The sequence below is a fragment of the Flavobacterium flevense genome, from assembly GCF_900142775.1.
Taxonomy (GTDB): Bacteria; Bacteroidota; Bacteroidia; order Flavobacteriales; family Flavobacteriaceae; genus Flavobacterium; species Flavobacterium flevense.
The window spans coordinates 112,409-123,779 of record NZ_FRCC01000007.1 but is presented as its reverse complement, the minus strand read 5'-3'; the positions used below and the strand labels follow the sequence as shown (position 1 = coordinate 123,779).

Below are 11,371 nucleotides of genomic sequence, written 5' to 3'. Positions count from 1 at the left end.
AAGACTAAAAAAACAACTCAACATGAAATTTATAAAATTATTTTTTGGAATCGCTTTTATATTCCCTTTGGCTCTTTTAGCACAATCAAGAGCATCTGTAAATATTCAAAACAATGCTACTTTAGATCGAAAAGAAGCTGTAGTTGCAATAAAATGGAACGCTGTTTTATCGAAATATCCTCAAATAGACACGGCTAATTTTGTAGTGATTAATTCTGTTACCAAAAAACAAGTTCCTTACCAATTGGAACATATTGGACAAAAAGCTGTTCAAAATTTATTAGTACAAGTGGATGTCAAAGCTACATCGACACTTTCTCTTTCGATACAAAAAGGAAAACCAGAAACTTTTGTTACCAAAACATACGCCCGTTATGTACCGGAACGCAAAGATGATTTTGCCTGGGAAAATGATAAAATTGCCTTTCGCGCTTATGGAAAAGCCCTCGAAAAAGAAAAAGACAATGCTTATGGTTTTGACGTTTGGGTAAAACGAACAGACCGAATGATTCTTAACGAACGCTATAAACTGGCAGATTATCATACAGACCATGGCGATGGTTTAGACTATTATCATGTTGGTTTTACATTGGGAGCCGGTAATATGGCTCCTTTTGTAAAGGATACTATTCGTTACTCAGGAAATTATCAGCAATGGAAAATTCTGGATAACGGTCCTTTACGCACTACTTTTCAATTGAGTTTTGACAGCTGGAATGCAGGCGAAATAAAAGTAAGTGCCACAAAAACCATTTCGATAGATGCCGGTTCACAACTCAATCGCATTGAAAACGTATATACTTTCGAAGATACAAAACCAATGCCTGTTGTAGTAGGAATAATCAGAAGACCTGAAACCGGAGTACTATCATTGAACGAACAACAAGGTATTATGGGGTATTGGGAGCCCACTCTTGGCAACAATGGTACCACAGCAGTAGGATCTATATTAACAACGCCAGTAACAAATATGTCGGTTGATGCTACTCAAATAATAGCTAAAACTACTGTAGAAAATAACAAACCTATTGTTTATTACACCGGAGCGGCTTGGGATAAAGCTGGAAAAATCACCAACTCAAAACAATGGTTTGATTATCTGAATAATTTTAATCAGCAAATAAAAAATCCTTTAGTAGTAAGCATAAAATAACTCTTATTCCATTTCATTAAAAGGCGATTAAATCAAAAAGATTTAGTCGCCTTTTTTAATTATAATAAGCTGCTGTTTTATCATTGTTCTCCGATAAAAAACTTACATAAATATTTATAAATCAATATTTACATTCCTTACTGTTAGGTCACTCCTCTGGAGCTTCTTTTGGGAATTCACTTTTTTCTACAAACAGTACGTCCCGATGGGACTAAAACTAACTCCGTTAGGAGTGAACTGTTTGTAGAAAAAAGTATTTTTTTTAAATGAAGCTCCAGAGGAGCGATCTGTTGATTATTGATACCATTTAATCGGATAATGATTACCTAATAAAAAGAGTCAAATATTCTACTTGAAGATTTTTAGAATTAATTACAAAACAACTAATTAAATAAATCATTATATAAACCTAGCATCCATCGATTTATCGCTATAAAACAAGCTGTTTACACAAATTCGAAAGTTAAATGGTAAATATTGAAATAGCTTTTTTGATTTCAAATATAACTTCGCAATATCAAAACTGATAAAAGCCAAAATAAATACTAACTAAAACAATTAAAAGAATGTCAATTAACTTATTTGATTTAACCGGGAAAACAGCTTTAATAACTGGAGGAGTTCATGGTTTAGGAATGGCAATGGCCAAAGGACTGGGACATGCAGGAGCAAAAATTGTAGTCAATGATCTTTCGCAAGAGGCATTAGACAATGCAATTGCTGAATACAAATCGGTGGGAATTGAGGCTTACGGCTATGTATTTGACGTAACTGATGAAACTGCTGTAATTGCAAGTATCAACAAGATTGAGTCAGAAGTAGCACCAATCGACATTTTAATCAATAATGCGGGAATCATCAAAAGAACGCCCATTATTGAAATGGAAGTAGAAGATTTCACAGCAGTAATCAATGTCGATTTAATTAGTCCGTTTATTGTTTCTAAAAATGTAGCCAAAGGAATGATTCATCGCGGTGGTGGAAAAATCATCAACATCTGTTCTATGATGAGTGAATTAGGCAGAGATTCGGTAAGTGCTTATGCTGCTGCAAAAGGAGGATTGAAAATGTTGACTAAAAACATGGCGACGGAATGGGCAAAATTCAATATTCAAACTAACGGAATAGGTCCCGGTTATTTTGCAACAAGCCAAACTGCTCCAATCCGAGTAGACGGACATCCGTTTAATGAGTTTATCATTAGCAGAACACCGGCTAATCGTTGGGGAGATCCGGAAGATTTACAGGGTGCTGCCATATTTTTATCTTCAAAAGCAAGTGATTTTGTAAACGGACACATTCTTTATGTTGATGGAGGAATATTGGCAACTATTGGGAAGCCCTCAAATGAATAAATTACACAACCCCTTATTTAAAAACTATGTCAACAATTGAATGTACAATAAATCAAAATCAGCGAAGCAGTGCCTTAATCCCAATGCTTATTTTAACCAGTTTGTTTTTTATTCTGGGATTTGTAACCTGGCTTAACGGACCGTTAATTCCTTTCTTCGAATTGGCTTGCGAATTATCATCTTCACAGGCTTATTTTGTGACATTTGCTTTTTATATCGCTTATTTTGTAATGGCTATTCCATCCTCTAAGGTAATTGAAAATATTGGCTATAAAAACGGAATTTCTTTTGGTTTAATAACCATTGCTTTTGGTGCATTTATGTTTTATCCCGCGGCAGAAACCCGTACTTTCTATCTATTCCTTATCGCTTTATTTATAATGGGAACTGGTTTGGCAATTTTACAAACAGCAGCAAATCCTTATGTAGTGGTTATTGGTCCCAGAGAAAGTGCCGCTGCCAGAATCAGTGTATTAGGAATTGCTAATAAACTAGCTGGTTTCATAGCTCCTTTAGTACTAACAGCTTTAGTATTATCAAACATGCAGGATTACACTGCCGAAAAAATAGCAGCTCTTGATAGCGTAGCTAAATCGGCAGCATTAGATACACTGGCTTTACAATTACAAACTCCTTACATCTATATGGGAGCTGTAATTCTTGTTTTGGCGCTATTAGTTAAATTTTCTCCTTTACCGGAAATTGATTTGGACGAAGGTGGAAATGTTGCCCACATGAGTATTTTTAAGCAAATTCAAAATGCTTTTCAATTTCCCCAACTCGTTTTAGGAGTAATTACCTTAATGCTCTATCTTTCTGCCGAGGTTTTAGCAGGAGATTCTATTGGCGGATTAGGTAAACAATTAGGTGTTTACGGCGAAGATGGTAATTTTTATCTGAAATTAACTTCATTTACTATGACTGCAATGGTAATAGGCTATATTTTAGGAATTACTCTTATTCCAAAATATGTTTCTCAGGTTCAGGCATTAAAAGTTTCCGGAATTTTAGGTTTGATTCTCGTGCTTTTAATTGTAACTATCTCTCCTGCCCTACTCGTTCAATTACCAGGAATTCCTGCATTACCACTAGTAATTATATTAGTAGCTCTTATGGGACTTTCTAATGCACTTTGCTGGCCTGCGATTTGGCCAATGGCTCTTCAGGATTTGGGAGGATATACTAAAATAGGGAGTGCGATATTGATTATGGGAATCATTGGAGGAGCCATTTTTCCATTGATTTATGGTGCATTAGTCGAAAATATAAATGCTGCTAATCTGGCAAATAATGCGGCATCTACAGCCAAAAGCGGGAATCAAATAGCCTATTTGATATTGATACCTACCTACTTAATGATCATTTTTTATGCCTTCAAAGGACATAAATATAGAAGTTGGTCAAGAAAATAATTCAAATAAAAATATAATTCATAAAACGATGAAAAGTACAATAGACAAAGCGACTGGATTTGAAAAACGATTTGAAAACATCAACACTGTAGTTTTCCAAAATTCAACTGAAGCTTCTAAAGCCGTGGCTCAGGAAATTGCAGCACTTATCAAATCAAAACAAGAAAAAAACGAATCTTGTATTTTAGGACTTGCTACAGGATCTTCACCTAAAGGATTGTATGCTGAATTGGTTCGTCTGCATAAAGAAGAAGGATTGAGTTTTAAAAATGTAATTACCTTTAATTTGGATGAATATTACCCAATGCAACCTGATTCAATCAACAGCTATGTGCGATTTATGAAAGAATTGCTGCTGGATCAGGTGGATATTTTGCCCCAAAACTATTATATTCCAGACGGAACTTTAACCAAAGAACAAATTGCCGACTACTGTGCCGATTATGAAGCTAAAATTGAGGCTTTAGGTGGTATTGATTTGCAGATTCTCGGAATTGGTGGAAACGGTCATATTGGATTTAACGAATCCGGTTCTTTACAGAATTCTAAAACCCGATTAGTGGCCTTAGATCACATTACCAGAGTTGCCGCAAGTGGCGATTTCTCCGGATTGAGCAATACGCCAAGAACAGCTATCACCTTAGGAGTAAAAAAAATAATGGAAGCCAAACAAGTAATTTTGATGGCTTGGGGCGAAGGAAAATCAAACATTATTCAAAAATCGGTTGAAGGTGAAGTGACTAATTTAATTCCTGCTTCTTTTTTGCAAGAGCACAACAATGCTGTTTTTGTTTTGGATAAAGAAGCTTCTTCTAAACTGACTCGTATTAACCGACCTTGGTTGGTCGAAAAAATTGAATGGACTGATAAATTAATTCGAAAAGCCGTTTTAGGATTGGCATTGGATTTGAAAAAACCAATTTTGATGCTTACCGATGCCGATTATATCGAAAACGGAATGAGCGATTTATTAGCCGATTCTGGTCCTGCTTACGATATTAATATCAAAATTTTCAATAAACTACAAAACACCATCACAGGATGGCCTGGTGGAAAACCCAATGCCGATGATAGCAACAGACCAGAAAGAGCGGAACCGGCAAGAAAAAGAGTCTTGCTTTTTAGTCCGCATCCGGATGATGATATTATTAGTATGGGAGGCACATTTATGCGTCTGCAGGAACAGGGTCATGAGGTTCATGTAGCGTATCAAACTTCGGGAAACATTGCCGTAGCTGATGATGAAGCCTTGCGTTTTGCCAGTTTTGTAGTGGATTACAATGAGAAATTTGGAATAAAAAATAGTGAAGCCGAAGACATTTATAAAAAAGCAACTGCCTTTTTAAAGAATAAAAAAGCCAGCGAAATTGATATTCCTGAGGTTCGCTACATTAAGGGTTTGATTCGAAAGGGAGAAGCACGTGCAACTAGTCATTTTGTGGGTTTGCCGGATAGCCAAATTCATTTTATGGAACTTCCTTTCTATGAAACAGGAGCAATTGAGAAAAAACCTTTAGGAAAAGAAGATATCCAAATTACGATGGATTTAATCGAAAAGGTAAAACCACACCAAATCTATGCTGCCGGAGATCTTGCCGATCCACACGGAACGCACAAAGTTTGCTTGGATGCTATTTTTGAAGCTGTAAAAAATCTAAAACCGAAAGATTTTATGAAAGACTGCTGGGTTTGGTTGTACCGAGGTGCCTGGCAGGAATGGGGAATTGACGAAATTGAAATGGCAGTGCCTATGAGTCCGGATCAGGTTTTATCAAAAAGGCACGGAATTTTCAAGCATCAGTCTCAAAAAGACGGCGTGGTATTTCAAGGATCTGACGCTAGAGAATTCTGGCAGAGAGCCGAAGACAGAAATGGGGAAACTGCTCAATTATACAATCAGCTTGGATTAGCGCATTATGCAGCAATGGAAGCATTTGTACGATGGGAATTTTAGATAGTTGATTTTGTTTTTAGTGAAAAATGAGGCTTTGCGGCCTCATTTTTTTTATGAATATATTTTAATTAAAAAATAATCTTTGAAATTGTATATATCGGGTTTCCACTTTTCCAGCTAACACGAAGGTGACGCATCGCGATAAAGCTCGTGGCTAGCTGCTGGATGACTGTTACATTGCTCTATTATCCCTTCAGTTCTCCATTTAAATCCGTAGTAAGTAATTCACTCATATAATCGAAAAAAGGTCTCATTGCTAAAAATGTTGCAATTACTTCTTTCTGAAAATCATCCGATAAAACTTCCTGGTCTGTAAATTTTCTCTTCACTACAAATTGTTTTTTCTTAATCAGATTAATTGCAGGATGATTTTTATCGAAGCCTTTTGGAGCAGTTTTTACTCCATCCTCTCCTTTAAGCTCTTCGAAATATTTTACGAAAGTATTGTCGGAAGTAATTTTTTCGATTTCTGTTGTATCCATTTCGAATTCTTTACGGATACGAAGTAAATCTGCACTATTTGGAGCCCAAAATCCTCCACCCACAAAACTGTTATTTGGCTCTAAATGAATATAATAACCACCTCTTAACATTGGTTTTGTACGGGAATATCCAACTCCAAAATTAGTTTTATAAGGAGATTTATCTTTAGAAAAACGAACATCTTTGTAAATTCTAAAAATATGGATTCCTTGTAAACTATCCTGTTTTTGAAGTTCGGAATAAATGTGTTCGAAAAAAACTTTATTTTCTTTCACAATCAAATCGTATGCTGGTTTGTGCGCAGTAAACCATTCCCGATTGTTATTTTCCGTTATCTGTTTAAGAAATTCAAATCCTCTTTTCATAATACGATACAGTTCAAAAGTCCGAATATTTTTCTCATTTGTTTCAAGTCTTAATTGTCTTTTCAGGTTGGAGCTTCTTAAAATTTTATTGCCTAATCTCGTTTTAATACAAGGTTTACTTTCTCAGTTCAAACGAGAAATAGCGCAGATTTGTAATCTGTGCCCGTTCCAATAGACAAATAAAACAATCAACAAAATTATTGCTTACTCTCCTTTGTGGGCACGGTTTACAACACCGCTATCCGTTGAAAGAGATATTTATTGTATATCCGAGCGATTAGGTTTTCATATTAAACCTAATTGCTTTGCAATGTCTTTTTTGTATTTTTCAAAAGGTTCATTTGTATCTTCTTTTGCAAAAATCATAGAGCCAAAAATATCTTTTTTTAAAGTTTCCTTATCTATTGAAATACCTTTATCAAAAAATAGCTTTTCAATTTCATTAATTTGAGAATCAGAATATTTTTTTCTTTTTTTAATCATATCAAAAGAAATATTTTGATGAAATTCATATCTTGCTTTTAAGGCAAACATATCTAGAAAAATATCAACTTCTTCCTCCAATTTAACATTTTTAAGTTCGACTTTAAAATCTTTAATTTCTTTAATTTTCAAAAGTCTATCTTCAAAGTCAATACTACTAATATCAAAATTAAGTTTAAATTCCAATAATTTATCTAATTCAAATGTTTTTGAAGAGGGAGAAATTTTATTCAAAAAATCTAGTTTTTCAAACTCTTTTTGACGTTTAAATTTTGAATTACAAGAATAACATGAAGGAATTAAATTAAATAAAGAAATTGATAAATATGGATACTTCGATTTAGGCAAAATATGATCTAATGTGAAATGATTTTTTGTGTTATTTTCAAAAATATTTACAAAATCGATATTACAATAATAACATGTTTTAATATTTAAATCCTCACTATGTTTCATGAAGAAATCTGAAATACATTCACATATAGTCCCATTTTCATAAAGTATGGTTTCGATCCCACAAAAAATAGAACAAATTTTTTTATTTATTTCTTTTGAAATTTTTTTCTTTTTATCCTCATCAATTTTAATTAAATTTTTATATTTTGTATTATTACGTGCTTTAAAAAAATCTTCTGCATATTGTCTTTCATTACCTTTATAATTGTTTAAAATTTGTGGTTTAATAATTACTTCTATATGAGTTTCAATACAAGTGATATAATATAGTAATCTTGAAAAATCTGCTAAGATAATATCCTTGAAACTAAATGATTTATTAATAGTCTTAAGAAAATTATCTATAGTTGACACTTTATTGTAAAGTAAAAATCTCTTATCTCTATCTTTAGTAATTTCTAAATAGTAGTTTTCAATATCTTCATTTTTAAGATTATAATTTATCCTTTTCATTTTTAGTTAGTTTTTTATCAATCTCTTCTATTTCCACTATTAATGCTTTTTTTCTTTCAAACAAGTCTTCTTTGGAAATTTCATTAATTATTTCAAAATGATTATACAATTGCTCCAAATGATTTTCTAAAATTTTCCTAATGTAATCTTCTCCAATAATTGAAATCAATTTTTCATAATAATCTTTCTTTTCATCTTCAAAAATCTTTTTATCATCATTATATTCTGAAGTACCTATTTTAAGATTACTTACTTTTTTGTAATAACTCAAAAACTCATTTATTTTTGAAATTGCAAATTCACCTTTTGTACTACCTAAAAAGAATCCATTAGTTAACATTTCATGTATATTAGCTCCAAAAGTATTATATCCTTCATACAAATTTGGTTTGGCTTTTTTACTTATTTCATCTACTTCCAAAAACAATACATTTTGTTTAGGAATATCTGACAATATGAAAGGAGAATGAGTAATAAATAAAACATTAATCCCTTGAATACCTTGCAAATACGTACCTTTTATCGCATTAATCAAAGAAAAGACAAACTTTCTTTGCATGTCTGGATGAAAATAAAGTTCAACCTCGTCTAGAATTATATTAATAAACTGATAAGAATTTTCAACGTTACTTCTAAAGGAATTCTTTGAACTAATATTAATTAAATGATATAGAATCCCTTGAATACTATAAATAATTTGTTTTTCTCCTGAACTTAAGTCACTTAATTTCCCTTGATTTTCACTGAAAACAATATCAATATTAAAAATTGGAGGAGGCAAAAATGCAATGTTTGTAACTAATAATGAAGGATAAATAATAATGTGATTTCCTGAATATTTATCTCTAAATTTTTCCCTTTCATACTCCATTAGAATAGAAATTTTATTAGAAATACTTTCCTCACTATGATCATTTACATTTATTTCAAAATTATTATCATTCTTAAAATCTTTATAAATATCATATTTTAAAAAATTAATTGCTTGATAAACTTTAAATAAAACATGAGAATCTGAAAAATTATCATTTAAATTTTTCAAATAACTTAAAAAGTTTTTTTCATTTAAATTGTCATTAATAAAAGGAGATATTTTTTCTAATTTGTAAAAAATATAATTTAGTACATATTGTTCTACTATAGTCGAATTGCTAAGTAATCGTATAAGATCATTTTTAGTATAATCTCTTTTTTCTTCATTACTTATATATAATATATTGAAAACATGATGTAAATATTTTTTAGCATATTCTAAATATTTTAAATTTACATTACCTTGCTTATCTTTAAATTTTTCAAAATTTAAAGATAATTCCAACTTAACTACTTTTTTATTTTCTAAATAATTGGAATTAGAAACCACTTTATCTTTATTGAATAAATCATTAAATTTTTTTGGATTTATTGAACTATTTTTTTTTAATCCTAATCGATCAAAATTCAAATTTAGAAGATTCGAGAGCAATCTGTTTTTAGCAAAAAAAGTTTCTAAATTAACGTCAATATTACCATCTTCTCGATAAGGATTTAATACAATAGGTGTCCTATATCCGTCATTTTTTATGAAAATTTTATTTATCCAAGAACCTACTTCTGTCGCATTCAAACCATATATAGAATAATTATTTACTATATTATAAAAAAGAAAAGGAATTAACTTGCTTAAATAATTATAGTCATTTTTTTTATAATTAAATTTTCCATTCGAATCTTCATTCAAACTAATTACATCTCCATTAATTTCTAAAACATAGAAATCTTCAAGTAATTTTTTATTAATTGTTCTATTTTTAAATGAATAAAATATTTGAACTTTTAATCTATCAATTTTTTCTTTTTTAATGTCTTTTACCTTTATAAATTTTTTCATAATAGATAAATTATAAATTCCACCACATAAAAGTTGGACTAAAGCACTTTTTCCACTTCCATTTTTACCAACGATAGCAGAAATATCAATAAAATCATCATATAGATTTTTAGGAAAGGTTGTAGTTGATTCATATTTAATATGAGTTACATTTAATTTTTTATTTTCACTTAACTCTATATCATTGTTGTAAAACTTATAATCAGAATAGAATTTATAAATTCTATTTACTTCTAAATTTTTTAAAAAATCTTCATTACAACCTTCAAGTGGTCTTATAGCTAATAGTTTAAAACTCATAAATTCTTATCAATTAATTATTCAATAATCTTACATCCAAATTAACAAATAATAAACCACAAAAACTCCAAATAATTTAGAGAATTTGTGGTTACATTTTATAACAAAAAAGCCCAAGAATAAAATCCTTGGGCTTCGTTGCTTTTTATTTCTTTCCGGATTTTAATTTCCAGAAGGTTTCTATAAACACATCCACATCCTGAGTGGTGTTGTAAAACTTAAAAAATATTTCAGCTAATTTAGCCTACCAACTCTTAAGTCGTATTATCTTCAAATTTGCAAATTTTCCTCCTGAATTATCTCCAACAAAGAGTCCAACTTTACCATCAGAAAAAGAACTCAATAGCTTTACTTTTAGAACTGGATTAGGATTTTTTTCAACAAAAACAGTTACTTCGGTTGCACTAATTTCAATTCGCGCATGAAACCATCCATTAGGATCTGGAGCATTAGGAATCGCTTTTTCAAATTCAGCATTTCTTTCTTTCCTCAATTTCTCCCAAGTGAACTTGGGATGGGCAATATACTGCACCGCATGAATTCGTCTTACGGAATCCTGAGCATAAAAATTAAACGGTCTAAAATAAACCGCTTCATAAATGGAATCATTTTGACCGTGAAACGCAATCCCCAGAAAACTCTTTTGAAAAACATCCTGCCCCTTCACATCAATTTCTATACTTCCTTGAGAAAAATTTTGGTTTTGAAGCCAGACAATCCCTTCCCCTTTTTGTTCATTTAGTTCCAGTCCTTTGTATTTTTCATTATTTAAAGGACTGGCAATTCTATTTGTAGTATGGAGTCCATTCTTTTTAAATTGAGCATGCAAATTAATCTTCTTTGAAGTCTGTGCAAAACCTAGCTGAATTCCAACTAAGAACATCAAAAACAGTACTATATTTTTTCTCATATCTTTCTTTTTTAAATCTTATTCCCCATCCTTCACACAACGAAACCCTAAATGATTACAAGCACTCGTTGTCTCACCTTTACCTCTGCTTCCTGCCACATAACGAATACAATATTCATCACTGCATAAATAAGAGCCACCTCTTTGTACGTGTTTTTAATCCACTTTGTTATATTT

Annotated in this window: 8 protein-coding genes and 1 pseudogene; 4 read left to right on the top strand and 5 right to left on the bottom strand. The window is 31.4% G+C overall.

The window, feature by feature from the left end; translation table 11 throughout:
- The first annotated feature begins 22 nt into the window (after positions 1-22).
- From BUB89_RS12580 to nagB, 4 genes are all read left to right on the top strand, one after another.
- Positions 23-1,153 carry a DUF4861 family protein gene (locus tag BUB89_RS12580; protein WP_234982637.1) on the top strand — a complete coding sequence of 377 codons (1,131 nt, stop codon included), beginning with the start codon at positions 23-25 and terminating at the stop codon, positions 1,151-1,153.
- A 566-nt stretch (positions 1,154-1,719) separates the two neighbouring features.
- Entirely contained in the window at positions 1,720-2,508 is a 789-nt protein-coding gene (locus BUB89_RS12575) for a gluconate 5-dehydrogenase (RefSeq protein ID WP_073245605.1), read from the top strand.
- Between the two features lie 26 nt (positions 2,509-2,534).
- Positions 2,535-3,920, top strand: coding sequence for a sugar MFS transporter (locus BUB89_RS12570; RefSeq protein WP_073245603.1), 1,386 nt, complete (start codon positions 2,535-2,537; stop codon positions 3,918-3,920).
- Positions 3,921-3,948: 28 nt separating this feature from the next.
- Positions 3,949-5,874: a glucosamine-6-phosphate deaminase gene (gene nagB / locus BUB89_RS12565; RefSeq protein ID WP_073245795.1), complete on the top strand. Its 1,926-nt coding sequence runs from the start codon at positions 3,949-3,951 to the stop codon at positions 5,872-5,874.
- A 185-nt stretch (positions 5,875-6,059) separates the two neighbouring features.
- On the opposite strand, the gene BUB89_RS12560 is transcribed toward nagB, so the two are convergent.
- From BUB89_RS12560 to BUB89_RS18255, 5 genes and pseudogenes are all read right to left on the bottom strand, one after another.
- Complete coding sequence (locus BUB89_RS12560) at positions 6,060-6,722, bottom strand: DUF2461 domain-containing protein (protein WP_083552767.1); 663 nt, start codon at positions 6,720-6,722, stop codon at positions 6,060-6,062.
- Between the two features lie 285 nt (positions 6,723-7,007).
- Entirely contained in the window at positions 7,008-8,114 is a 1,107-nt protein-coding gene (locus tag BUB89_RS12555; RefSeq protein ID WP_073245599.1) for an HNH endonuclease, read from the bottom strand.
- Positions 8,095-10,284, bottom strand: a complete 2,190-nt coding sequence (locus BUB89_RS12550) for a hypothetical protein (RefSeq protein WP_073245597.1) — start codon at positions 10,282-10,284, stop codon at positions 8,095-8,097. The genes BUB89_RS12555 and BUB89_RS12550 overlap by 20 nt, the downstream gene beginning before the upstream one ends.
- Positions 10,285-10,528: 244 nt before the next feature.
- A complete protein-coding gene (locus tag BUB89_RS12545; RefSeq protein ID WP_073245595.1) occupies positions 10,529-11,194 on the bottom strand; it encodes a hypothetical protein in 666 nt (221 codons plus the stop codon).
- A gap of 18 nt (positions 11,195-11,212) precedes the next feature.
- A pseudogene (locus BUB89_RS18255) lies at positions 11,213-11,335 on the bottom strand (formylglycine-generating enzyme family protein); the annotation flags it as partial.
- Between the last annotated feature and the right edge of the window lie 36 nt (positions 11,336-11,371).